Annotated in this window: 23 protein-coding genes; all 23 read right to left on the minus strand. The window is 69.1% G+C overall.

Annotation, left to right across the window (positions count from 1 at the left end; all coding sequences use genetic code 11):
- Positions 1–88: 88 nt before the first annotated feature.
- The 23 genes from ACIGDI_RS09700 to ACIGDI_RS09810 all read right to left on the minus strand — a co-directional run bounded on the left by ACIGDI_RS09700 (position 89) and on the right by ACIGDI_RS09810 (position 24855).
- Complete coding sequence (locus ACIGDI_RS09700) at positions 89–535, minus strand: DUF2550 domain-containing protein (RefSeq protein WP_200699345.1); 447 nt, start codon at positions 533–535, stop codon at positions 89–91.
- 142 nt (positions 536–677) lie between these two features.
- Positions 678–1052, minus strand: a complete 375-nt coding sequence (locus ACIGDI_RS09705; RefSeq protein WP_079659511.1) for a F0F1 ATP synthase subunit epsilon — start codon at positions 1050–1052, stop codon at positions 678–680.
- Positions 1053–1163: 111 nt separating this feature from the next.
- Positions 1164–2600, minus strand: coding sequence for a F0F1 ATP synthase subunit beta (gene atpD, locus ACIGDI_RS09710; RefSeq protein ID WP_390626665.1), 1437 nt, complete (start codon positions 2598–2600; stop codon positions 1164–1166).
- Complete coding sequence (locus tag ACIGDI_RS09715) at positions 2600–3517, minus strand: F0F1 ATP synthase subunit gamma (protein ID WP_399893185.1); 918 nt, start codon at positions 3515–3517, stop codon at positions 2600–2602. Before ACIGDI_RS09715 ends, atpD begins: the two co-directional genes overlap by 1 nt.
- Positions 3518–3538: 21 nt before the next feature.
- Positions 3539–5128, minus strand: coding sequence for a F0F1 ATP synthase subunit alpha (gene atpA / locus ACIGDI_RS09720; protein ID WP_390626663.1), 1590 nt, complete (start codon positions 5126–5128; stop codon positions 3539–3541).
- Between the two features lie 120 nt (positions 5129–5248).
- The gene (locus ACIGDI_RS09725) at positions 5249–6064 is read right to left on the minus strand and encodes a F0F1 ATP synthase subunit delta (protein WP_399893190.1); all 816 of its coding nucleotides are present in this window, start codon (positions 6062–6064) and stop codon (positions 5249–5251) included.
- Entirely contained in the window at positions 6061–6609 is a 549-nt protein-coding gene (locus tag ACIGDI_RS09730; RefSeq protein ID WP_058923150.1) for a F0F1 ATP synthase subunit B, read from the minus strand. Before ACIGDI_RS09730 ends, ACIGDI_RS09725 begins: the two co-directional genes overlap by 4 nt.
- A 38-nt stretch (positions 6610–6647) precedes the next feature.
- Positions 6648–6887 (minus strand): ATP synthase F0 subunit C, encoded by a 240-nt coding sequence (atpE, locus tag ACIGDI_RS09735; RefSeq protein ID WP_046591560.1) that lies wholly within the window; start codon positions 6885–6887, stop codon positions 6648–6650.
- A 76-nt stretch (positions 6888–6963) separates the two neighbouring features.
- Positions 6964–7734, minus strand: coding sequence for a F0F1 ATP synthase subunit A (atpB, locus tag ACIGDI_RS09740; protein WP_234490468.1), 771 nt, complete (start codon positions 7732–7734; stop codon positions 6964–6966).
- Between the two features lie 273 nt (positions 7735–8007).
- Complete coding sequence (locus ACIGDI_RS09745; RefSeq protein ID WP_399893195.1) at positions 8008–8445, minus strand: hypothetical protein; 438 nt, start codon at positions 8443–8445, stop codon at positions 8008–8010.
- A gap of 300 nt (positions 8446–8745) precedes the next feature.
- Positions 8746–10080 (minus strand): MraY family glycosyltransferase, encoded by a 1335-nt coding sequence (locus ACIGDI_RS09750; protein ID WP_399893198.1) that lies wholly within the window; start codon positions 10078–10080, stop codon positions 8746–8748.
- A 149-nt stretch (positions 10081–10229) separates the two neighbouring features.
- Positions 10230–11471: a serine hydroxymethyltransferase gene (glyA, locus tag ACIGDI_RS09755; protein WP_399893202.1), complete on the minus strand. Its 1242-nt coding sequence runs from the start codon at positions 11469–11471 to the stop codon at positions 10230–10232.
- Positions 11472–11594: 123 nt separating this feature from the next.
- Positions 11595–12248, minus strand: coding sequence for a protein-tyrosine-phosphatase (locus tag ACIGDI_RS09760; RefSeq protein WP_399893205.1), 654 nt, complete (start codon positions 12246–12248; stop codon positions 11595–11597).
- Between the two features lie 188 nt (positions 12249–12436).
- Positions 12437–13084, minus strand: a complete 648-nt coding sequence (locus tag ACIGDI_RS09765; protein ID WP_351561392.1) for an L-threonylcarbamoyladenylate synthase — start codon at positions 13082–13084, stop codon at positions 12437–12439.
- A 52-nt stretch (positions 13085–13136) separates the two neighbouring features.
- Positions 13137–13982 carry a peptide chain release factor N(5)-glutamine methyltransferase gene (gene prmC / locus ACIGDI_RS09770; protein ID WP_200699334.1) on the minus strand — a complete coding sequence of 282 codons (846 nt, stop codon included), beginning with the start codon at positions 13980–13982 and terminating at the stop codon, positions 13137–13139.
- A gap of 40 nt (positions 13983–14022) precedes the next feature.
- Positions 14023–15099, minus strand: coding sequence for a peptide chain release factor 1 (prfA, locus tag ACIGDI_RS09775; protein ID WP_399893210.1), 1077 nt, complete (start codon positions 15097–15099; stop codon positions 14023–14025).
- Positions 15100–15204: 105 nt separating this feature from the next.
- On the minus strand, positions 15205–15429 hold the full coding sequence (gene rpmE, locus ACIGDI_RS09780; protein WP_019753312.1) for a 50S ribosomal protein L31: 225 nt from the start codon (positions 15427–15429) through the stop codon (positions 15205–15207).
- Positions 15430–15551: 122 nt separating this feature from the next.
- Positions 15552–16685, minus strand: coding sequence for an LCP family protein (locus ACIGDI_RS09785; RefSeq protein WP_399893213.1), 1134 nt, complete (start codon positions 16683–16685; stop codon positions 15552–15554).
- A gap of 206 nt (positions 16686–16891) precedes the next feature.
- Positions 16892–18691: a trypsin-like serine protease gene (locus ACIGDI_RS09790; RefSeq protein ID WP_399893216.1), complete on the minus strand. Its 1800-nt coding sequence runs from the start codon at positions 18689–18691 to the stop codon at positions 16892–16894.
- Positions 18692–18854: 163 nt separating this feature from the next.
- Positions 18855–20897 (minus strand): transcription termination factor Rho, encoded by a 2043-nt coding sequence (gene rho / locus ACIGDI_RS09795; RefSeq protein ID WP_399893219.1) that lies wholly within the window; start codon positions 20895–20897, stop codon positions 18855–18857.
- 413 nt (positions 20898–21310) lie between these two features.
- The gene (gene thrB, locus ACIGDI_RS09800) at positions 21311–22228 is read right to left on the minus strand and encodes a homoserine kinase (RefSeq protein ID WP_272179256.1); all 918 of its coding nucleotides are present in this window, start codon (positions 22226–22228) and stop codon (positions 21311–21313) included.
- A gap of 269 nt (positions 22229–22497) precedes the next feature.
- A complete protein-coding gene (thrC, locus tag ACIGDI_RS09805; RefSeq protein ID WP_142142505.1) occupies positions 22498–23556 on the minus strand; it encodes a threonine synthase in 1059 nt (352 codons plus the stop codon).
- A gap of 6 nt (positions 23557–23562) precedes the next feature.
- Entirely contained in the window at positions 23563–24855 is a 1293-nt protein-coding gene (locus tag ACIGDI_RS09810; protein ID WP_399893224.1) for a homoserine dehydrogenase, read from the minus strand.
- Positions 24856–25001: the final 146 nt, after the last annotated feature.

Here is a 25001-nt window from a genome sequence, read left to right on the forward strand (position 1 = left end):
CCGCGTCGCCGGTGAACATAACGGTGACGTTCGGCCCCGAGCCACGTACCGTCGTCGCCTCGCAGGCCGACGTACCGAACCCGGTGTGTCAGGCCACGTTGACGCGCTGACCGGGAGGCGCCGCCTCCAGCCACGCCAGGAAACCGGTCAACGCGTCCTCGCTCATGGCGAGTTCGAGGCGCGTGCCGCGGTGCAGGCAGGTCAGGACGACGGCGTCGGAGAGGAGGGCCAGTTCCTCCTCTCCCTCGGGGAGGCGGCGGCCGGCCACCTCGATCGCGGCGCGTTCCAGGACGCGGCGCGGCCGGTAGGCGTAGGAGAAGACGCGGTACCACTCGATACGGTCGCCGTTGTAGCGGGCGACGCCGTAGCTCCAGCCTTTTCCGCTGGTGTCGGGTTTCTCGGGGACGTCCCAGCGCAGCGAACAGTCGAAGGTGCCCCCGGAGCGCTGGATGAGTCTGCGGCGGAGGCCGAAGACGAACAGCCCCAGCACCACGAGTGCCACGACGATTCCGCACACAGTCAGAGCGAGGACCATCGACACCGACCTCCTCGTCTCCTAGGTACCGAATACAGGTAACGGAACGGAAAAAACATCCATATCTGCCTCAGCCGCGGTCGGCGCCGGATTGCTCCGGTGCCGACCGCGGCTGAGTGACGTCATGCAGCTCCGCGCGGCCTCAGCGCGTGGCCGCCGCACGCAGTCGTACATCTGCGCGGCGCTCGGCGGCGGCGTCGCCCTCCGCCTTCGCCCGCTCCAGCTCGCGCTCCACGCGCTGGACGTCGATCTCGTCCGACAGCTCGGCGATCTCGGCCAGCAGCGACAGCTTGTTGTCCGCGAACGAGATGAAACCGCCGTGCACCGCGGCGACGACCGTTCCACCATCACTCGTACGGATGGTCACCGGGCCCGACTCCAGCACACCGAGCAGCGGCTGGTGACCGGGCATGACGCCGATGTCGCCGGACGTGGTGCGCGCGACGACCAGGGTGGCCTCGCCGGACCAGACCTCTCGGTCGGCCGCGACCAGCGCGACGTGCAGCTCAGCAGCCAAGGTGGCTCCTCGGGTCACCACCCGGCGGTTCGGCCGGGTGTTGGTTACAAGTCTAGTAGGCGTGAAAGAGGGGGCGGGACGCACCCGCCCCCTCTGTCGAACTCAGGGAGTTCAGGAGACGCCGAGCTCCTTGGCGTTGGCCTTGAGGTCCTCGAGGCCACCGCACATGAAGAACGCCTGCTCCGGGAAGTGGTCGTACTCGCCGTCGCAGATCGCGTTGAAGGCCGCGATCGACTCGTCCAGCGGGACGTCCGACCCGTCGACGCCGGTGAACTGCTTGGCGACGTGGGTGTTCTGGGACAGGAAGCGCTCCACGCGACGGGCACGGTGGACGACGAGCTTGTCCTCCTCGCCGAGCTCGTCGATACCGAGGATCGCGATGATGTCCTGGAGGTCCTTGTACTTCTGCAGGATCGTCTTGACGCGCATGGCGGCGTCGTAGTGGTCCTGCGCGATGTAGCGCGGGTCCAGGATGCGGGACGTGGAGTCCAGCGGGTCCACGGCCGGGTAGATGCCCTTCTCGGAGATCGGACGGGACAGAACCGTCGTCGCGTCGAGGTGGGCGAAGGTGGTGGCCGGGGCCGGGTCGGTCAGGTCGTCCGCGGGGACGTAGATCGCCTGCATCGAGGTGATCGAGTGACCACGGGTCGAGGTGATGCGCTCCTGGAGGAGACCCATCTCGTCGGCCAGGTTCGGCTGGTAACCCACCGCGGAGGGCATACGGCCGAGCAGGGTCGACACCTCGGAGCCCGCCTGCGTGAAGCGGAAGATGTTGTCGATGAAGAACAGCACGTCCTGCTTCTGGACGTCACGGAAGTACTCGGCCATGGTCAGGCCGGCCAGCGCGACGCGCAGACGGGTGCCCGGGGGCTCGTCCATCTGACCGAAGACCAGCGCGGTCTTGTCGATGACGCCCGAGTCCGACATCTCCTCGATGAGGTCGTTGCCCTCACGGGTGCGCTCACCGACACCGGCGAACACGGAGACACCGTCGTGGTTGTTGGCGACGCGGTAGATCATCTCCTGGATGAGCACCGTCTTGCCGACGCCGGCACCACCGAACAGACCGATCTTTCCACCCTTGACGTACGGGGTGAGAAGGTCGATGACCTTGACGCCGGTCTCGAACATCTCGGTCTTCGACTCGAGCTCGTCGAAGTTCGGGGCCTTGCGGTGGATGGACCAGCGCTCGCCGTCGTAGGTCTCGTCGACGTTCAGCACCTCACCGAGGGTGTTGAACACCTTGCCCTTGGTGAAGTCGCCGACGGGGACGGTGATGCCCGTGCCCGTGTCGGTCACCGCGGCCTGGCGGACCAGACCGTCGGTCGGCTGCATGGAGATGGTGCGGACCAGGCCGTCACCCAGGTGCTGGGCGACCTCCAGGGTCAGGAGCTTCTTCTCGCCGGCGTTGGCCGGGTCGGCCACCTCGACGTGAAGGGCGTTGTAGATCTCCGGCATCGCGTCGACGGGGAACTCCACGTCGACGACCGGGCCGATGACCCGGGCGACGCGGCCCGTGGCCGTCGCGGTCTCAACAGTGGTGGTCATTAGCGGTCACTCCCCGCGGTCGCGTCGGCCAGGGCGCTGGCGCCACCGACGATCTCGCTGATTTCCTGGGTGATTTCGGCCTGGCGGGCCGCGTTGGCAAGCCGGGAGAGCGTCTCGATGAGCTCGCCCGCGTTGTCGGTCGCCGACTTCATCGCGCGCCGCGTGGCGGCGTGCTTGGAAGCGGCCGACTGGAGGAGCGCGTTGTAGATACGGCTCTCCACATAGCGCGGCAGCAGGGCGTCGAGGACGTCCTCCGCCGAGGGCTCGAAGTCGTACAGCGGGAGGATCTCGCCCTGCGGCGCGGCCTCCTTGGCGACCTCTTCGAGGCTGAGCGGCAGCAGACGGTCGTCGAGCGCCGTCTGCGTCATCATCGAGACGAACTCGGTGAAGACGATGTGGAGCTCGTCCACGCCGCCCTCGGCCGTTTCCTTCTCGATGGCCTCGATCAGCGGAGCCGCGACCTTCTTGGCGTCCGCGTACGTGGGCTCGTCGGTGAAGCCGGTCCACGACTCCGCGACCTTGCGCTCACGGAAGTTGTAGTGGGCGACACCACGGCGGCCGACGATGTAGGTGACGACCTCCTGGCCCTCGCGCTCCAGCCGCTCGGTGAGCTGCTCCGCCTTCTTGATGGCGTTGGAGTTGAAGGCACCGGCAAGCCCTCGGTCGCTCGTCAGGAGCAGGACCGCGGACCGCGTGACCGTCTCGGCCTGCGTGGTCAGCGGGTGCTTGGTGTTCGAGCCGGTACCGACCGCCGTGACCGCGCGCGTCAGTTCCCGCGCGTACGGCGTGGAGGCCGCCACCTTGCGCTGCGCCTTGACGACGCGCGAGGCGGCGATCATCTCCATCGCCTTGGTGATCTTCTTGGTCGCGGTGACGGATCGGATGCGACGCTTGTAGACCCGGAGCTGGGCTCCCATGAGTCAGGTCCCTTCCTTACGTCACTTGGCGGCGGCCGGGGCGTCCTCGCCGAGAAGCTTGCCGTCCGAGGTCTCGAACTGCTTCTTGAACTCGGCGATCGCGTCGGCAACAGCGGTGAGGGTGTCGTCCGACATCTTGCCGCCCTCCCTGATGGAGGTCATGAGGCCCTGCTCCTTGCGGTGCAGGTACTCGAGGAGCTCGCGCTCGAAGCGGCGGATGTCGTTGACCGGGACGTCGTCCATCTTGCCGGTGGTGCCGGCCCACACCGAGACGACCTGGTCCTCGGTCGACATCGGCTGGTACTGGGCCTGCTTCAGCAGCTCGACCATGCGCTGACCGCGCTCCAGCTGCGCCTTCGACGCGGCGTCCAGGTCGGAACCGAAGGCGGCGAACGCCTCCAGCTCACGGAACTGGGCGAGGTCGACGCGCAGACGGCCGGAGACCTGCTTCATCGCCTTGTGCTGCGCGGAACCACCGACTCGGGAGACGGAGATACCGACGTTCAGCGCGGGGCGCTGACCGGCGTTGAACAGGTCCGACTCCAGGAAGCACTGGCCGTCGGTGATGGAGATGACGTTGGTCGGGATGAACGCCGAGACGTCATTGGCCTTGGTCTCGACGATCGGCAGACCGGTCATCGAGCCCTTGCCCATGTCGTCGGAGAGCTTCGCGCAGCGCTCCAGCAGACGGGAGTGCAGGTAGAAGACGTCACCGGGGTAGGCCTCACGGCCCGGCGGGCGGCGCAGCAGCAGGGACACGGCGCGGTAGGCGTCGGCCTGCTTCGACAGGTCGTCGAAGATGATGAGGACGTGCTTGCCCTCGTACATCCACTGCTGACCGATGGCCGAACCGGTGTACGGCGCCAGGTACTTGAAGCCGGCCGGGTCGGACGCCGGGGCGGCGACGATGGTCGTGTACTCCAGCGCGCCGTTCTCCTCCAGCGCGCGGCGGACCGACGCGATGGTGGAGCCCTTCTGGCCGATGGCGACGTAGATGCAGCGGACCTGCTTGTTCGGGTCGCCGGTGCGCCAGTTGTCGCGCTGGTTGATGATCGTGTCGACGGCCAGGGCGGTCTTGCCGGTCTGACGGTCACCGATGATCAGCTGACGCTGGCCACGGCCGATCGGGGTCATCGCGTCGACGGCCTTGTAGCCCGTCTCCATCGGCTCGTGCACCGACTTGCGCTGCATGACCGTGGGGGCCTGCAGCTCGAGGGCGCGGCGGCCGGACGTCTCGATCTCGCCGAGGCCGTCGATCGGGTTGCCGAGCGGGTCGACTACGCGGCCGAGGTAGCCCTCGCCGACGGCCACGGAGAGCACCTCACCGGTACGGGAGACCGGCTGACCCTCCTCGATGCCGCTGAACTCACCGAGGACGATGGCGCCGATCTCGCGCTCTTCCAGGTTGAGCGCGAGGCCGAGGGTGCCGTCCTCGAACTTCAGCAGTTCGTTGGCCATGGCCGAGGGCAGGCCCTCGACCTTCGCGATGCCGTCGCCGGCAAGGGTGACCGTACCGACCTCCTCGCGCGAGGCCGCGTCCGGCTTGTACGACTGGACGAAGTTCTCCAGCGCGTCCCGGATCTCCTCCGGCCGGATCGTGAGCTCCGCCATCTGGGTTCCCTGCTCTCCTTGTTGGGCCCGAAGTTTCAACTTGGGGGTCTGGGGGCGACCCCCAGGAATCCTCTGCACGGCCCAACTCGGGCCGTCTTACTACGTCGTATTGAGTTGCTGCTAGCTCGCCAGGCGGCGGCCGGCGTCCTCGATGCGGTCCGCGATCGAGCCGTTGATGACCTCGTCGCCGACCTGCACCCGGATCCCGCCGAGGACCTCGGGGTCCACGTCGATGTTGAGGTGCATCTGGCGGCCGTAGAGCTTGGCGAGGGCGGCGCCCAGGCGCTGCTTCTGCGCGTCGCTCAGCGGCACCGCCGAGGTGACGACGGCGACCAGGCGCTCCCGGCGCTCGGCGGCGAGCTTGGACAGGGACTCCAGTCCCGACTCCAGGCTACGTCCCCGCGGCGCGGTCACAAGGCGCGTCACCAGACGCTCGGTCGTCGCGTCGGCGCGACCGCCCAGCAGCCGGTGCAGCAGCTCGACCTTCGCCGAGGTGGCGGCGGCGCGGTCGGTCAGCGCGGCGCGCAGCTCGGTGTTGGAGGAGACGATCCGGCCGAACCGGAACAGCTCGTCCTCGACGTCGTCGAGCGCGCCCCTCTTCTGCGCGGCGGTGAGGTCGGCGGTGTTCGCCAGTTCCTCCAGCGCGTCCACCAGGTCGCGCGACTGCGACCAGCGGGAACGCACCATGCCGGACACCACGTCGATGGCCTGGCCGCCGACCTGGCCGTCCAGCAGACGCTGGGCGAGCCCGGCCTTGGCCTCACCGGCCTGCGCCGGGTCGGTCAGGACCCGACGCAAGCTGACCTCGCGGTCGAGCAGCGCGGTGACGGCGGCCAGCTCGTCGGCGAGCTTCGCCGCGTCGGCGGACGTGGAGTCCGTCAGCGCGTCGAGACGCTCGCGTGCGGCGGCCAGTGCCTCGCGGCTCGCTCCGTTCATCGGGTGGCCTCGGCCTTCTCCTCGAGCTCGTCGAGGAAGCGGTCGATGACGCGGCTCTGCCGGGCGTGGTCCTCGAGGGACTCACCGACGAGCTTGCCGGCCAGCTCGGTCGCGAGGTGACCGACGTCCTGCCGCAGCGCGGACGCGGCCGCCTTGCGGTCGGCCTCGATCTGCGCGTGACCCGCGGCGACGATCTCCTCGCGCTGCCGCTGGCCCTCGGCGCGCATCTCGGCGATGAGCGCGGCACCCTGCTCCTGCGCCTCCTGGCGCAGACGCGCGGCCTCGTGCCGGGCCTCGGCGAGCTGGGCCTTGTACTGCTCGAGAACGCTCTGGGCCTCGACCTGAGCGGCCTCGGCCTTCTCGATGCCACCCTCGATCGCCTCGCGGCGCTCCTCCAGAACCTTGTTGATGTTCGGGAGCAGCTTCTTCCAGAAGAAGAAGAACACGATGGCGAAGGCGATGGTGCCGACGAGCAGTTCGGGGCCCGGCGGGACGAGGGGGTTCTGCTTCTCCTCGGCCGCCAGCTGAACCAGGTTGGCGATCACATCAGTGCCTTTCGTCGATACGTGTCGGTAAGTAGGTCTTACTGACCGAACACGAACGGCATAACGATGCCGATGAGGGCGAGCGCCTCACAGAACGCGAAGCCCAGGATCTGGTTGGCGCGGATCAGACCGGCCGCCTCGGGCTGACGGGCCAGGGCCTGGGTGCCGTTACCGAAGATGATGCCGATACCGATGCCGGGGCCGATGGCCGCGAGGCCGTAACCGATGGAACCGAGGGAACCCGAGACGCCGGCGGCGAGGTCGATGGCAGCGGACATGCCGTTTCTTCCTTCTCTTTTACGGACCGGTGGGGGTTGGCCACCGGACGACTGGTGGGGGTGGGGCGGACGGTGCTCAGTGGTGCTCGGCGAGAGCGCCCTGAACGTAGGAGCAGGCCAGGAGGACGAAGACGTACGCCTGAACGGCCTGGACGAAGAGCTCGAAGAGGATCATGATCACCGTCATGACGAACGAGACGCCCGCCGCGGGGATCATGTAGCTGTTCAGCAGGTACCAGCTGGCGACGGTGAACATCGCGAGCAGCAGGTGGCCGGCGAACATGTTGGCGAAGAGTCGGACCGCGTGCGTGAACGGGCGGACGAGGACGTTCGAGAAGAACTCGATGACCACGACGAGCGGGAGCACCGCGCCGAGCGACTTGTCGTAACCGGTGAGGTTCTTGAACCCGCCGACGAAGCCGTGCTTCCTGAAGGTCAGCGACAGCCAGGTGATGTAGACGATCGCGGCGAGCACCGCCGGGAAGGCGATGATCGACGACACCGGGAACTGGGCCAGCGGGATCACGGACCAGACGTTCATGATCCAGATGAAGAAGAACAGCGAGACCATGAGCGGGACGTACTTCTCGCCCTCGCGCTTGCCCAGCGTCTCGTAGACGATGCCCCGGCGGACGAAGTCGTAGCCCGCCTCGCCGACCATCTGCAGCTTGCCCGGGACGACCTTGGCCTTGCCGAAGGCCGCCGAGAAGAAGACGGTGACGATCAGGGTGGTGATGAGGGCGAGCAGCATCACCTTGTTGAACTCGAACCCGCCGACGGTGAAGAGCGGCTTGAAGAGGAAGGAGTTCAGCCCGGGAGCCGGGAAGCCACAGCCGTTGTCGGACAGAATGCGGCAATCCCACTCAAAGGCGAGCTGGGTCGGGTCAGCACTCACCGCGGGCTCCTTCGGCATGACGCATGGGTACGGCAACCTCGTTGTGTCGGCGCGGCACGCGGCCGCGGGTCGGCACCGGACTGGTGTTACGGATGTGGGGGCGGCTGAGGGGCTTCGAGCCTCGCGATCGAACAGGCGTCAGCTCAGATGCCCGCGCCCGCGATGCCGCAGTTGGCACCGGACGATAGCAGGAGATCTCGCAAGCCCTTATCCCGCCCCTACCTCTCACGACGACGACCCTGTCTTCTCGGGCCTGCCGCTCTTCTCGGAGTCCGGATCGACGTAGAAGATCTTGGACTTCATGTGTGCACGGGCCTGTGCGGCCATCCACACGACGGTCGCGATCACCAAGGAGAGCGCGAACGCCTTGCCGTTGAAGAGAGAGGTGCCCTTGAAGACGGCCACGAAGATCATGAGCAGCAGGAGTTGGGCGACATAGAGCATCAGCCCCATGGCCTGGAACAGCTGCGGGAGCGTTTTTGCCGTCCATTGCAGGACGTAGAGACCGAGGCCCATGAAGAGCATCGACAGCACAACACCGACGGCCGCCCCGATCGCACCCTTGCCGCCGGCGACCGCAGCGCTGACGGCGACGGCGACCACGCCGGCAGCCGCTGCGGGCACAGCGATCGGCAGTAGGTTCCGGACGTCGTTGGACGGCATGGCGGCAACTCCGCTTTCAAAGGGGGGCAGGTGTCGTCATGGACGAGCGTAGTCCCGGGGCGAGGAGGGAACTCACGGCCAATGGACCGTCGCACTGCGGTCCTTCGGCTCTGTCCGGGGTTCTCGTGAACCGTATCACAAACTATTTGATGCGGTCTTTACCAAGAAGGTGTGCTCGCTGTCACACATGAGAGTGACAGTGCCCGTCTGTGCAAAAACAGGGCTAAGTTGTCTGGTATTGGGTCGCTTTGCAACCCCACGACTTGGCAATGCTCTAGTCAGATTCTTACCTTGTCAACGTCAGCGGGACGTTCCGGCCTTTCGCCTGTCCAGGAAGCGCGAACGGGCGCCGAGAGCGGTCGCTCCGTTGACTCCCGCCACACCCGCCACAACCGGGGTGCGCTCCTCCGAGTCGCACGGCTCCTCCTCCGAGGCCTCAACTGCCGCCTCCGCCAAGGCCGCTGAGGCGGCGCGACGGCGCCGGTAGCGCGGCGGCACGAAGGCCTCGGCCCAACGCGGGGCGCGCGGCGTGAAGCGCGGCAGCAGAAGCAGTACGAGGCCGATCGCGCTGAGGATCACGATGCCGAGCACGATCCACATGGACGCGGAGTTGACCGAGTAGGCGAGCGCGCCGAACGCGATCAGCGCCGACCAGAAGTACATGATCAGCACGGCCCGGCTGTGCGAGTGGCCGATCTCCAGAAGGCGGTGGTGCAGGTGCCCGCGGTCCGCGGCGAACGGCGACTGGCCGCGCCAGGTGCGGCGCACGATCGCCAGCACCAGGTCGGCGGCCGGGATCGCGATGATCGTCAGCGGCAGCAGCAGCGGGATGTAGACCGGCACCATCTGGTGCACGGCCTGCCGCTCGGACCCGCCGAACAGGCTGTCCGGGTCGACCTGCCCGGTGATGGAGATCGCGCCCGCGGCCAGCACCAGCCCGATCAGCATCGAGCCCGAGTCGCCCATGAAGATCCGCGCCGGGTGCATGTTGTGGGGCAGGAAGCCCAGGCACATGCCCATCAGCACGGCAGCGAACAGGGTCGCCGGGGCGGCCGCCTCGATGCCGTACGAGTACCAGATGCGGTACGAGTACATGAAGAACGCGGCGGCCGCGATGCACACCATGCCGGAGGCCAGGCCGTCGAGGCCGTCCACGAAGTTCACCGCGTTGATGGTGATCACGACGAGTGCCACCGTCAGCAGCGTGCCCTGCCACTGGGTCAGAGCCACCGTGCCGACCTTGGGGATGGGCAGCCACAGGATCGTCAGACCCTGCATGACCATCACGCCGGCGGCGATCATCTGGCCGCCCAGCTTGATCAGGGCGTCGATCTCGAACTTGTCGTCCAGCACGCCGATCAGCCAGATCAGCGCGGCCCCGGACAGCAGCGCCCGCGGCTCGTTGGACTTGGTGAAGACCTCGTTGAGGTTGGTCAGATGGTCCGCGACCAGCAGGCCGGCGCACAGCCCGAAGAACATCGCGATACCGCCGAGGCGCGGAGTCGGTTCCCGGTGCACGTCACGGGCCCTGATCTCCGGCATGGCTCCGGCCACGATCGCGAACTTCCGTACCGGCCCTGTCAGCAGATACGTCACCGCGGCCGTGATGCAGAGCGTCAGCAGGTATTCACGCACGGGCTTCCCCACAGGTCTCGCTGGCCATCACAGCCCCACACCCTAGCGATGGACGCATATGAGTGGGGACTTCCGGGTAGCGACGATGGTTGCACGCGTGGCTGTGCGTGCGGTCGCACGCACGTGGACGCGGGTGCGCCTACCCCCGCTCAGCCGGGATACGGCTGAAATCTACCGGCCAGCTCACGCACTTGATCACGCGCCTTGTGACTCTCCACGTCACCGCGCAGTACTTGTGCGAACAATGCGGCGATGTGAGACATCTCCTCCTCCCCCATTCCCTGCGTCGTCACCGCGGCCGTGCCGAGCCTGAGCCCCCGCGCGTCCCCGTGCGGCAGGGCGCAGCAGTCCAGCACCATCCCGGCCGCCGCGAGCCGCCCGCGCGCGGTGCGCCCGTCGACGCCGAGGGGCGCGGGGTCGGCGGTGATGAGGTGCGTGTCCGTGCCGCCCGTCGTCACGACCAGCCCCTCCGCGGCGAGCCGGGCCGCGAGGACTTTCGCGTTGGCGACCACCTGATGGGCGTACGCGGCGAACGCCGGTGTTGCCGCCTCCCCGAACGCGACGGCCTTGGCGGCGATGGTGTGCATCTGCGCCCCGCCCTGGGTGAACGGGAAAACCGCCCGGTCGACCCGTTCGGCCAGGTCGCTCCCGCACAGCAGCATCCCGCCGCGCGGCCCGCGCAGCACCTTGTGCGTGGTCGCGCAGACGATGTCGGCGTACGGCACCGGGCTGGGCGCCGCTCCCCCGGCGACGAGCCCGATGGGATGGGCGGCGTCGGCGATCAGATAGGCGCCCACCTCGTCGGCGACCTCCCGGAAGAGGGCGTAGTCGATGTGCCGGGGGTAGGCGATGGAGCCGCACACGATCGCCTTCGGCCGGTGGCTGCGGGCCAGCATCCTGACCTGGTCGTAGTCGATGAGCCCGGTCTCCGCGTCCACCCCGTAGCCGACGAAGTCGAACCAGCGGCCGGAGAAGTTGGCGGGCGAGCCGTGGGTGAGGTGGCCGCCGTAGGGCAGACCGAGGGCGAGCACGGTGTCGCCGGGCCGCAGCAGTGCCGCGTACGCGGCGAGGACGGCGGACGACCCCGAGTGCGACTGGACGTTGGCGTGCTCGGCGCCGAACAGGGCCTTGGCGCGGTCGACGGCCAGCCGCTCGGCGACGTCGACGATCTCGCAGCCGCCGTGGTGCCGGGCGCCCGGATAGCCTTCCGCGTACTTGTTGGCCAGCACCGATCCGAGCGCGGCCAGCACGGCCGGCGAGGTGAAGTTCTCGGCGGCGATCAGCTGCAGCGTCGTCGACTGCCGGTCGAGCTCCCCGAGCAGGATCTCGGCCAGCTCGGGGTCCTGCAGCCGCAGGACGTCGGCGGTCGCGGGGGCATGGGTGACCGGCATGGTGGGCTCCGTACGTCGACGGTGACGTACGACCAATGTAGGCCCGGTACTGGTGGGGCGCCCGGTCGTGTGGTCTCTTCCGGGGAACCGGTGAGCCCCTTGACGATCCGTCCGTCGCCCGGGTCACATGCGCGCGGGCACTCCGGTCAGCGCCGTCACCACCGGATCCAGCGCCTGGTGTATCTCGTCGCCGATGGACCGGAAGAAGGTCAGCGGTGCCCCGTACGGGTCGTACACCTCGTCCGCCTCCGCGGTGGGCGCCAGCAGCCACCCGCGTAGAGCCGCCGCCGCGCGCACCAGGGCCCGCGCGCGGACGACTATGCCCTCCTCCAGCGGGGGCAGGGTCGCCGGGTCGATCGCGCGGACCAGACGGGTGAACTCCTTCAGCGTGAAGGTGCGCAGGCCCGCCGAGTGGCCCATGGAGATGACCTGGGCGCGGTGGTCCCGGGTGGCCGTCAGGACGAGGTCGGCCATGATGACGTGCTCGTCGAGCAGCTCCCGGCCGGTGAACCCGGAGGCGTCGGCGCCGAAGTCGGCCAGCACGGTCTCCGCGTTGGCCTCCATGGGCGCGCCCTCGTGACCCCAGGTGCCCGCGCTCTCCACGATCAGCGCGGCGCCCAGGACGCCGAGCCGCTGTTTCACGTAATGCCGGGTCAGCCGCTCGGTGATGGGCGAGCGGCAGACGTTGCCGGTGCTGACGTGGAGGATGCGGAAGCAGTCGCGCGGAAGCCCCACGAACGTCGTCGTGATCTCCGCGGCGCTCAGAGCCTCTGTCACATCCCCGGCCGGATCGGCGCGCGGCGTCTGGTGCGTGCGGTCGCAAGGCGCCGGAGCGCCCTCGTGGCGGAGCCACGTGGGCGGTTCGGCAACGCCGCGAGCGTGCGTGCCAGGCGTCGCGCGCCCGGCCGGGGATGTGACAGAGGCTCTCACCCCGTTGCCTATGCCACGCCCCGCGTCAGGGGCCGTCAATTGGCCACCTCGAGGTCAGGTACGACCTTGCGCAGCTCCTCCGGTGAGAGTGCGCCCTCCCGCAGCAGCACCGGTACCGGTCCGCTGACGTCGACGATGGAGGACGGCACGTTGCCGGGGGTGGGGCCGCCGTCGAGGTAGACGGAGACAGAGTCGCCGAGCATCTCCTGGGCGGCGTCGCAGTCCTCCGGCGCCGGGTGGCCGCTGATGTTGGCGGAGGAGACCGCCATGGGGCCGACCTCGGTCAGCAGCTCGATGGCGACGGGGTGCAGCGGCATGCGGACGGCCACCGTGCCCCGGGTGTCCCCCAGGTCCCACTGCAGGGACGGCTGGTGCTTGGCGACCAGCGTCAGCGCGCCCGGCCAGAAGGCGTCGACCAGTTCCCAGGCCATCTCGGAGAAGTCCGTGACCAGGCCGTGCAGGGTGTTCGGGGAGCCGATGAGGACGGGGGTGGGCATGTTGCGGCCCCGGCCCTTGGCCTGGAGCAGGTCGGCGACGGCCTCCGAGGAGAACGCGTCCGCGCCGATGCCGTACACCGTGTCGGTCGGGAGGACCACCAGCTCGCCACGGCGGACGGCGGACGCGGCCTCGCGCAGACCGGTGATGCGGTCGGTCGCGTCGTTGGTGTCGTATCGCCGTGCCATATCTAGCGGGCCTCCTCGTACACGTGCTGCGGGCAAAGGACTGGGGCGGTGCTCACGGCAGCGCCTTGCGGGCCGTGGCGAACCGGGGGCGGTTGTTCAGGTCGGGGTGGTCGGCCGCGTCGGCCCAGCCGCGCTCCTCGGTGAAGATCCACGGGACCTGGCCGCCCTGGGTGTCGGCGTGCTCGATGACGACGACGCCGCCCGGGCGCAGCAGCCGGTGCGCGGTCCGCTCCAGGCCGCGGATGAGGTCGAGGCCGTCCTCCCCGGAGAACAGGGCGAGTTCGGGATCGTAGTCCCGCGCCTCGGGGGCGACGTACTCCCACTCGGTCAGCGGGATGTAGGGCGGGTTGGAGATCACCAGGTCGACATGGCCGTCGAGGTCGCGGAAGGCGTCCAGGGCGTTGCCCTGCCGCAGGTCGACCCGTGAGCCCTCGACGTTCTTGCGGGTCCACGCCAGGGCGTCCTCCGACAGCTCCACGGCGTGCACCTTGGAGCGCGGGACCTCCTGGGCGAGGGCGAGCGCGATGGCGCCGGAGCCGGTGCACAGGTCGACGATGGTCGGCTCCACGACGTCCATGGCGCGCACGGCGTCTATGGCCCACCCGACCACGGACTCGGTCTCCGGCCGCGGCACGAACACGCCCGGCCCGACTTGGAGTTCGAGGTACCGGAAGTAGGCGCGCCCGGTGATGTGCTGCAGCGGCTCGCGCTGCTCACGCCGGGCGATGACCTCCCAGTAGCGGGCGTCGAAGTCCGAGTCCTTCACGGAGTGCAGCTCGCCCCGCTTCACGCCGTGCACGAACGCGGCGAGCTCCTCCGCGTCGTTGCGCGGCGAGGGCACGCCGGCGTCGGCCAGCCGCTGGGTGGCCTGTGCCACCTCTGCGAGCAGCAGGTTCACGCATTCCTCCGTGTCGTACTGGGTCGTGCGTACGTACCTCTTACGCGGCCGCCAGCTTCGCCGCCGAGTCGGCGTCGACGCAGGCCTGGATCACCGCGTCCAGGTCGCCGTCCAGGACCTGGTCCAGGTTGTAGGCCTTGAAGCCGACGCGGTGGTCCGAGATGCGGTTCTCCGGGAAGTTGTACGTGCGGATCTTCTCGGAGCGGTCGACGGTGCGGACCTGGCTGCGGCGGGCGTCGGCGGCCTCCTTCTCCGCCTCCTCCTGCGCCGCGGCGAGCAGCCTGGAGCGCAGGATACGCATCGCCTGCTCCTTGTTCTGCAGCTGGCTCTTCTCGTTCTGGCAGGAGGCCACGACTCCGGTGGGCAGGTGCGTGATGCGCACCGCGGAGTCGGTCGTGTTGACCGACTGGCCGCCCGGCCCGGAGGAGCGGTAGACGTCGATGCGCAGGTCGTTGGGGTTGATCTCGACGTCGACCTCCTCGGCCTCGGGGGTGACGAGGACACCGGCCGCGGAGGTGTGGATACGGCCCTGGGACTCGGTCGCCGGCACGCGCTGCACGCGGTGCACACCGCCCTCGTACTTCAGCCGCGCCCAGACGCCCTGACCCGGTTCGGTGGCACCCTGGCCGCCCTTGGTCTTCACCGCGACCTGGACGTCCTTGTAGCCGCCCAGCTCGGACTCGGTGGCGTCGATGATCTCGGTCTTCCAGCCGACGCGCTCGGCGTAGCGGAGGTACATGCGCAGCAGGTCCCCGGCGAAGAGGGCCGACTCGTCGCCGCCCGCGCCCGCCTTGATCTCCAGGATGACGTCCTTGTCGTCGCTGGGGTCGCGCGGGACGAGCAACAGGCGCAGCTTCTCGGTGAGTTCCTCGCGCTGCTTCTCCAGCTCCTTGACCTCGGCCGCGAAGTCCGGGTCGTCGGCGACGAATTCCTTCGCCGTCTCGATGTCGTCGCCGGTCTGCTTCCAGGAGCGGTACGTGGTGACGATGGGAGTCAGCTCGGCGTAACGCTTGTTGAGCTTGCGCGCGTTGGCCTGGTCGGAGTGGACCGACGGGTCCGCGAGCTTCTTCTCCAGGTCGGCGTGCTCACCGACGAGTTCCTCGACGGCCTCGAACATCTTGGGCTCCTGTACTGCGGTGCGGAAGGGAAGGCGGGCGACCAAAAACGCCGGTCCCGGCGCGCCTGTGGAGGGCGCGGCCGTGGACCGGCGGATTGGAGCTCGCTACTTCTTGGAGCCGGCCGCAGCCTTGCCGAAGCGGGCCTCGAAGCGGGCCACACGGCCACCGGTGTCGAGGATCTTCTGCTTGCCCGTGTAGAACGGGTGGCACTCGGAGCAGACCTCGGCGCGGATGGTGCCGCTGGAGATCGTGCTGCGGGTGGTGAACGACGCGCCACAGGTGCAGCTGACCTGCGTCTCGACGTACTCGGGGTGGATGTCGCGCTTCAAGGTGTCTCCTAGTTTCGGGAGGGCGCCGGGTCGCAGCCGCGGGATGCGGAGGCGTGAACCGGAGCCGACGTACCAGTCTGCCAGGACTGGGGCCATCCCCCAAAACCGGGGGCGTGGGCGATCTATTCCACGACGCCCTTGGCGTTGCCCGAGGCGGTGTCCTTGGTGGCGCTCGCGGGGATCGGCCGGTCGTTCTTGAGGGCGTCCCAGACCTCGCGGGCCCTGGCCTTCTCGACGATGACGCGGTTGGGGTCCGCCGGGTCGTAGCGGACCGGCATGGTCACCATGTGCATGTCGCCGGAGCCGATGCCCTTCAGGCCGTTGGCGAAGGACATGAGCGAGTTCACGGACCCGAGGTCGGAGTCGGTGGTCACGGTTCTGGTGGCGGTGTCGGCGAGGTCGTAGAGCTTCTTGGGGCTGGTGAAGATGCCGACGTGCTTGACCTGGTCGACCAGCGCCTTGATGAACGCCTGCTGGAGCTGGATGCGGCCGAGGTCGGAGCCGTCGCCGACGCCGTGCCGGGTGCGGACCAGGCCGAGGGCCTGCTTGCCGTCGAGGGTGTGGGTGCCGGCCTTGAGGTCGAGGTGGCTCTGCTTGTCGTCGATGTTCTTGGTCGTGGTGACCGGGACACCGCCGAGTTCGTCGATGAGCTTCTGGAAGCCGCTGAAGTCGACCTCGAGGTAGTGGTCCATGCGCAGGCCGGTGAGGGACTCGACCGTCTTCACGGCGCAGGTCGCGCCACCGGTCGAGTAGGCGCTGTTGAACATCACGCCGGAGGCGGCGTCGTGCTTGTCGCCCTTGGAGTCGGTGCACTCGGGCCGGTCGATGAGGGTGTCGCGGGGCATGGAGACCACGCTCGCTCTCTTGTGGCCCTTGTAGACGTGCACGATCATCGCCGTGTCCGAACGGGCGCTGCCGTCGTCCGCGCCGCCGCCGAGCTTCTTGTTGCTGCCGGAGCGGCTGTCCGAGCCGAGGACCAGGATGTTCTCGGAGCCGTTGTCGGCCTTCGCGGGCCGGTCGGTGCCCAGGGCGCCGTTGATGTCGACGCTCTTGATGTTGCCGTTGAGCTTGAAGTACAGATAACCGGCGCCCGTGCCGCCCAGCACGACGATGCCCGCGGCGGTCCAGGCCATCAGGATCAAGGCCTTGCGATGTTCGCTGCGCGGCTTGCGGCGGCGGCCCTTGGCGCGGTCGCGCCGGCCCTCGTTGCCGGTCTCGCCCGGTATACCGGGTTCCGGCGTGCTCTCGGCAGACATGTGCTCCTCGAATCTCGTCCGGTCGGATACCCCCTGCTTCCGGGGACAGGCCTGAAAAGGCGCGGCTGGTACCGCTCCATCGTCGCTCTGTCGGGTCAGACGGGGAAACTCGAGAAAGGGTTGCACAACGCTCTGTGCCCAACCCGTGGAGGATTGGGCACAGAGCGTGAACATGTACACCGGGGAGTCCCGGTTCACCTGCGATGTCAGCCGAAGATGTCGTACTGCTGGAAACCGGTACCGACCGACACTCTTGTGGCAAAGATCTCGCTCGTCGCCTTACCGGTGCCCTTGTACAGGTAAAGGGTGCCGCCGGACGTACGGGCCAGGAAGTCCGCCTTGCCGTCGCCGTTCACGTCGCCGATCGCGTCGAAGGCGTTGTAGCCCGTCCAGGCGCTGCGCACCTTGATCCGGGTCGAGAAGGCGCCCGTGCCGGACTTGCCGGTGCCCTTGTACAGGTACAGGTCGCCGGTGGACTTGTTGCGGGCGAGCAGGTCGGCCTTGCCGTCGCCGGTGAAGTCGCCCTTGCCGCGCACCATGTTGTACTGGTTCCAGCCGGTGCCGACCTGCACGCGGGCGGCGAAGGTGCCGTTGCCCTTGCCCGGGTAGATCCACAGGGTGCCGCCCGAGTCCACCGACAGCAGGTCGGGCAGGTAGTCGCCGGTCACGTCACCGGGGGCGATGATCCGGGTCCGGGTGGTCCAGCCGCTGAAGATCTTCGTGTTGGACCAGGAGTCGCTGGACGGCACGTAGTGCAGCCAGTAGACGTCGCCGCTGGAGCTCTGACGCAGCACGAGGTCCTGGTAGCCGTCCCGGTTCAGGTCGGTCTGCACGACCAGGTTCACTCCGCTGTACGACCCCAGCGACTGCCGGGCGGCGAACGCCGAGCCGGTGGAGTCCTTCTCGAACGCCTCCTTCGTCGAGGAGTTGCGCACGAACAGGTCGGCCTTGCCGTCCGTGTAGCTGAGGTTGGTGTCGTCGACGTTCGCGTAGGCGGCACCGATGTAGGTGCTGACCTTCGAGAAGACGCTGTAGTAGCCCTTCGCGACGCAGTCCGTGACGCCCCACGAGACGACGCCCACGATCCGGTTGTTCACCACGAGCGGTCCGCCCGAGTCGCCGTTGCAGGCGGCCTTCGTCCCGGTGTCGCTGCCGCTCTGCGAGCCGGCGCAGACCATGTGCCCGGCGACGTAGTCGGAGCCGTAGACGTTCGAGCAGGTCGAGTCCGCGTGGATGGTCAGCGCCGCCGACTTCAGCGTGTCGGAGATGTCCTGGCTGGTGGAGCTGGTGCGCCCCCAGCCGTAGACCGTGGCGCTGGTGCCGCCGGCGTACGAGGCGGTGTCACCGGACGTCGTCATGCGGATCGGCGTCGCCTTGACCGGGGAGGCCAGGGTGAGGACGGCGATGTCGTTGTTGATGGTCGCCGGGCTGTACGACGGGTGGTTCCACTGCCGCAGGGGCAGCGAGACGGTGCCGCCGTGCAGGTCGGTGTTGCCGGAGCTGTCGGTGGTCGGCAGCTGGCTGGTGCCGGTCAGGACGGCGCCGTAGGCCTTCCAGTCGTAGCTCTTGCCGTTCTCGTCCTTGACGCAGTGCGCGGCGGTGAGGATCTTCGTCGGCGACACGACCGTGCCGCCGCAGAAGAACCCGATGTCGTCGCTGGTGTCGGAGGACGTGCCGTTGTCGTCGTAGTACCACAGCTGCGCCATCCAGGGCGCCGAGGTGATGGCGGTGTCGGTGCCGCCGATGACATAGGGGCTGACCGTGGAGCCGGAGGTGGTGGTGCTCGCGCTGTACGACGACTTCTGCGGAGCGGCCTCCCCGGCGGTGCCGTCGGTCGCGAGCGCGCCCGCGATCCGCGCGGTCAGCTCGGCGGTCGGCACCGAGCTGGTGGCGGGCTTGGCGGTCGGCGTCGGCACGGAGGTCGTGGCGCTGGCCGAGGACGTCAGCACGGCGGCGCCGACGGCCGCGGCGACACCGGCGGCGGCGATGGGCAGCACGAGACGCATCCGGCGTCTGTGACGACCGCTGCCGGACAGGGATGTGGACAAGGGTGTTCCCCCCGGGGCACAGGTGATGGGAGGGGCGGCATAGCACGCCCGTTCCTATCAGCGCCAAAAAGGCGCCCCCCGTCACACACGTGACGGGGGGCGCCTTTCGAGGCTGCTGCGGTCAGTCGCCGTTGCCGGGGGTCGGCGTCGTCTTCTGGATCTGCATCAGGAACTCGACGTTCGACTTCGTCTGCTTCATCTTGTCGAGCAGCAGCTCGATCGCCTGCTGCTGGTCGAGCGCGTGCAGCACCCGGCGCAGCTTCCAGACGACGGACAGCTCCTCGGCGCCGAGCAGGATCTCTTCCTTACGGGTACCGGACGCGTCCACGTCCACCGCGGGGAAGATGCGCTTGTCGGCGAGCTTCCGGTCGAGCTTGAGCTCCATGTTGCCGGTGCCCTTGAACTCCTCGAAGATCACCTCGTCCATGCGGGACCCGGTGTCCACCAGGGCGGTGGCGAGGATGGTCAGCGAGCCGCCGTCCTCGATGTTGCGGGCCGCACCGAAGAAGCGCTTCGGCGGGTACAGGGCGGTCGAGTCGACACCACCGGACAGGATGCGGCCGGAGGCGGGCGCGGCGAGGTTGTACGCACGGCCCAGACGGGTGATCGAGTCGAGCAGCACGACCACGTCGTGGCCCAGCTCCACCAGACGCTTGGCGCGCTCGATGGCGAGCTCGGCGACCGTGGTGTGGTCCTCGGCGGGGCGGTCGAAGGTCGAGGAGATGACCTCGCCCTTGACCGACCGCTGCATGTCGGTGACCTCTTCCGGACGCTCGTCGACCAGGACGACCATCAGGTGGCACTCGGGGTTGTTGTGCGTGATCGCGTTGGCGATCGCCTGCATGATCATGGTCTTGCCGGTCTTCGGCGGGGCCACGATCAGACCGCGCTGGCCCTTACCGATCGGCGACACCAGGTCGATGATGCGCGTGGTGAGGACGCCCGGGTCCGTCTCCAGGCGGAGGCGGTCCTGCGGGTAGAGCGGGGTGAGCTTGTTGAACTCCGGGCGGCCGCGGCCGTGTTCGGGCGCCATGCCGTTGACGGAGTCCAGGCGCACGAGCGCGTTGAACTTCTCGCGGCGCTCGCCTTCCTTGGGCTGACGGACCGCGCCGGTGACGTGGTCGCCCTTGCGCAGGCCGTTCTTGCGGACCTGGGCGAGGGAGACGTACACGTCGTTCGGCCCGGGGAGGTAGCCCGAGGTACGGATGAACGCGTAGTTGTCGAGGATGTCGAGGATGCCCGCGACCGGGATCAGGACGTCGTCCTCGGCGATCTGCGGCTCGGTGGCGATGTCGTCGCGGCCACGCCGGCCACGGCGGTCGCGGTAGCGCCCGCGACGGCCACGGCGGCCGCCCTCGAAGTCGTCGTCGTCCTGCTGCTGGCGGTTGTCCTGACGGCCGCCGCCCTGCTGGTTCTGCTGCTGACCACGCTGGCCGCCCTGGCCCTGCTGGTCGTCGCCCTTGCGGCGGTCCCCGCGGTCCTGACGGTCCTGGCGGTCCCCGCGGTCCTGGCGCTCGCCGCGGTCCTGACGGTCACCGCGGTCACGGCCGCGGTCCCGGCGGTCGCGGCGGCCGCGGCCCTCGCCGTCACCGGCGTCGCCCTTGGCGTCGTTCTGCGCCTGCTGGGCGGAGTTGTCGGCCCTGGCCTCGCTCTTGGCCTCGGCGACGACGGTCTCGGCACCCGAACCCGTCGGGGCGCCGGCCTCGGCGGTGGCACGGCGACGACGGCGCTCGGTGGGGGCGTCGTCACCGGCGGCGGGCTGGCCGGGGATCTCGATCTGCTGCTGGGCCACGGCCTTCTCGGCGGGGGCCTCGGTCGCCTTCTTCTCGGCGGCGGGAGCACCGTCATCGCCGGTACGGGCCTTGGAGGTGGCCCTGCGCTTCGGCTTGGTCTCGGTGGCGTCCTCGGCCTTGGCGGCCGCGGCACCGCCTCCGGCCTGCGCCTCCTTGATGACCTCGATCAGCTGGCTCTTGCGCATCCGCGCGGTGCCCCTGATGCCGAGGCCCGAGGCGACCTGCTGCAGCTCGGCCAGCACCATGCCGTCGAGGCCGGTACCGCGGCGCCGCCGGGAGCCGGCACCGGTGGCAGGCGCGGAGGCGTCCGTGGCGGGCGCGGCAGCGGTCTCCTCGACACGTGCGCCCATCAGATCGGTGGTGTCGCTCACGAAGGGTCCTTCCCTGGAGCGGACGTCGGCCTTCTGGCTCGGCGACCGGTTGTGCTGTCCGGCAGTGGTCCTTGCTGTGTGGACCGTGCCGGGGCGGTGGTCCGCCAATGCAGGCGGAGGGAATATCTGGGATGGCGCTGACCGGAGCCTGGGCCGTGGCACCGGGTGTCAGTGTCACGTGACTCGGTAGCACCGATTCCGGAGCGTGCCCGGCAAGTCGTTCAGTGCTCGCGTACGAGGTACTGCCCGCGTACGTCGTACGGAACACAGTGCGGCTTGGGAGGCTCCCGGAAGAATGTCTGTCCCGGACGGGGACGTGAAGCACCTCGCCATGGTGGGGTCGGGTGCAGACTTGAGATTAACACTACCGGATCCAACAAACATTCCCCCTCTCGAAATCCGGCAACCGCGTGTCAGGGCGCAAGCGGCAACACGCTCGCTCCCTGCGCGTCGAGGTCGAGCCGGTTCGCGGCCCAGCCCTCGCCTGCCAGATGGGACACCTTGTCGGCGCTGTCGGCGTCGACCAGCGCCAGCACGGTGGGTCCCGCTCCTGAAATGACCGCCGGGACTCCGTCGGCCCGCAGCCGCTCCACCAGCGCGGCGCTCTCCGGCATGGCCGGTGCGCGGTACTCCTGGTGCAGACGGTCCTCGGTGGCGGGCAGCAGCAGCTCGGGGCGCCTGGTCAGGGCCTCGACGAGCAGGGCCGCCCGGCCCGCGTTGGCGGCGGCGTCGACGTGCGGCACGGAGCGCGGGAGCAGTCCGCGCGCGGTCTCGGTCAGGACCGGCTTACCGGGCACGAAAACCACCGGAACGATGGAATCGGCGGGATCCAGCCTGATCGCCCGGGCCGCGCCGGCCTCCATCCAGGCGATGGTGAAACCGCCGAGCAGACACGGGGCGACGTTGTCGGGGTGGCCCTCGATCTCGGTCGCGAGCTCGAGCAGCGCCGTGTCGTCCAGCCGCGCCTCGCCGCCTATGGTCACGGCGCGCGCGGCGACGATGCCGGCGCAGATGGCGGCGGAGGAGGAGCCCAGGCCGCGGCCGTGCGGGATGCGGTTGGCGCACACGATCTCCAGGCCCCGCGGCTGCCCGCCGAGCAGGTCGAAGGCGGTGCGCAGGGACCGTACGAGAAGGTGGCTCTCGTCGCGCGGGAGCGTCTCGCTGCCCTCGCCGGCGATGTCGATGTGCAGCCCGGAGTCGGCGACCCGGACGACCACGTCGTCGTAGAGCCCCAGCGACAGGCCGAGGGCGTCGAAGCCCGGGCCGAGGTTGGCGCTGGTGGCGGGAACGCGCACCCTTACGGCGGCGGCGCGGAAGGCTGGACCGGCCATCGCTCGACGACTCTCCTTGAGCTGCGTGATTGTCGAAAACCTTCGATGACTTTCGCTACGTGCGTGAGGACCCTGGAGGTCCTGGAACCGCTTCCGGGCCGCGGAGACGGCGCGGCACCCGGCTGTATGCGGAGGCATATGCAGCGGGCGGGTTCGGTACAGCCTATCGAAGGAAGGTTCTGTGGCGACATAGGGCGCACAGGAGGCGCACGATGCGTGTCGTAAGCCCCCTGTGCACCCCCGTCGGGGATGTCCCTCGGCGTGCGGTGTTACGCCAGCCCGAGGCGCTCGGCCGCCGTCGCCGCGTCGACCGGGACGGTGACGGGCTGCGGGGCGCCGGCGACGGCCCAGTCCGGGTCCTTCAGACCGTTTCCGGTGACCGTGCAGACGATGGTCTGGCCCGGGTCGACCTTGCCCTGCTCGGCGGCCTTCAGCAGACCGGCGACGGAAGCGGCCGAGGCGGGCTCCACGAAGACGCCCTCCTGGGAGGCCAACAGCCGGTAGGCGCGCAGGATCTCACGGTCCGTCACCTCGTCGATGAGGCCGCCGGATTCGTCCCGTGCCGCCAGCGCGTACTGCCAGGAGGCCGGGTTGCCGATACGGATGGCGGTGGCGATGGTCGACGGGTCCTTGACGATCTCGCCGCGCACGATGGGGGCGGAACCGGAGGCCTGGAAACCCCACATGCGGGGAGTCCTGGAGGAGACGCCGTCGGCGGCGTACTCCTTGTAACCCTTCCAGTAGGCCGTGATGTTGCCCGCGTTGCCCACCGGCAGCACATGGATGTCGGGGGCGTCGCCCAGCATGTCCACGATCTCGAAGGAGGCGGTCTTCTGCCCCTCGATACGCACCGGATTGACCGAATTGACCAGCGCGACGGGGTAGTTGTCGCTCAGCGCGCGGGCCAGGGTGAGGCAGTCGTCGAAGTTGCCGTCGACCTGGAGGATCTTGGCGCCGTGCACCAGCGCCTGCCCCATCTTGCCGAGCGCGATCTTGCCCTGCGGCACGAGAACGGCCGAAACCATGCCCGCGCGGACGGCGTACGCGGCGGCGGAGGCGGAGGTGTTGCCGGTGGAGGCGCAGATGACGGCCTTCGCGCCCTCCTCCTTGGCCCTGCTGATGGCCATGGTCATGCCGCGGTCCTTGAAGGACCCGGTGGGGTTCGCGCCCTCCACCTTCAGGTGGACCTCGCAGCCCGTGCGCTCGGAGAGCACCTGCGCGGGCACGAGGGGCGTGCCGCCCTCGCGGAGCGTCACGACCGGCGTGCTGTCGGAGACGGGCAGCCGGTCCCGGTACTCCTCGATGATTCCGCGCCACTGGTGGGTCATTGCTGGTTACTCTCCTTCAACCCGCATGATGCTGGCGACACCCCGCACGGTGTCGAGCTTGCGCAGCGACTCGACGGTCCCGGACAGGGAGGCGTCGGACGCGCGGTGGGTGACGACGACGAGAGAGGCCTCGCCGTCCTTGCCCTGCTGCCGAACGGTATCGATGGACACGCCGTGCTCGGCGAACACGGTGGCCACCTGGGCGAGAACACCCGGTTTGTCCGCGACGTCGAGGCTGATGTGATAGCGGGTGACGACCTCACCCATCCCCGACACCGGCAGCGCGGCGTACGCCGACTCGCCGGGCCCCGTCGCCCCGCTGAGCCGGTTGCGGCAGACGGCGACGAGGTCGCCGAGAACGGCGGAGGCGGTCGGCGAACCGCCCGCTCCGGGGCCGTAGAACATCAGCTGTCCGCTCGCGTCGGACTCGACGAACACGGCGTTGTAGGCGCCGCGCACGGAGGCGAGCGGATGGGTCAGCGGGATCATCGCGGGGTGCACACGCGCGGTGATCGAGCCGCCGTCCTCGGCCCGCTCGCAGATGGCGAGCAGCTTGATGGTGCAGCCCATCTCCTTCGCCGAACGGAAGTCGGAGGCGGTGACCTCGGTCATGCCCTCGCGGTAGACGTCGTCGAGGCGCACGCGGGAGTGGAAGGCGATGCCGGCGAGGATGGCGGCCTTGGCGGCCGCGTCGAAGCCCTCGACGTCGGCGGTGGGGTCGGCCTCCGCGTACCCCAGGGCGGTGGCCTCGTCGAGGGCCTCCTGATAGCCGGCGCCCGTGGAGTCCATCTTGTCGAGGATGAAGTTGGTCGTCCCGTTGACGATCCCGAGGACCCGGTTGACCTTGTCGCCGGCGAGGGACTCGCGAAGCGGCCGGATCAGGGGGATGGCACCGGCCACGGCGGCCTCGTAGTAGAGGTCCCGGCCGCGCTCCTCGGCGGCCGCGTGCAGCGCGGCGCCGTCCTGGGCGAGCAGGGCCTTGTTCGCGGAGACGACGGACGCGCCGTGCTCGAAGGCGGTGGTGATGAGCGAGCGGGCGGGCTCGATCCCGCCGATCACCTCGACCACGACGTCGATGTCGCCGCGTTTGACCAGGGCGGTCGCGTCGGTGGTGACAAGGCTCGGGTCGATGCCCTCACGCACCTTGCTCGGACGCCGTACGGCGACGCCCGCGAGCTCGACGGGGGCGCCGATCCTCGCGGCGAGGTCGTCGGCGTGCGTCGTCATGATGCGCGCCACCTCTGAGCCGACAACCCCACAGCCCAGCAGCGCCACCTTCAGCGGACGCGTACGCATCATCCGACCTCGTTTCCTCATACCGTCTACGGTGGATCCAGTCTCACTCACCGGACGGGACTTTCTGTCGATTGTCCGGATCGTGAGACATCTATTTCATTTGTCGGGGGGTGGAGAACCGCAGATCTTCCACCCCGCCGCACGGCGTA

It is taken from the genome of Streptomyces sp. NPDC085900 (assembly GCF_044540925.1).
Taxonomy (GTDB): domain Bacteria; phylum Actinomycetota; class Actinomycetes; order Streptomycetales; family Streptomycetaceae; genus Streptomyces; species Streptomyces gilvifuscus.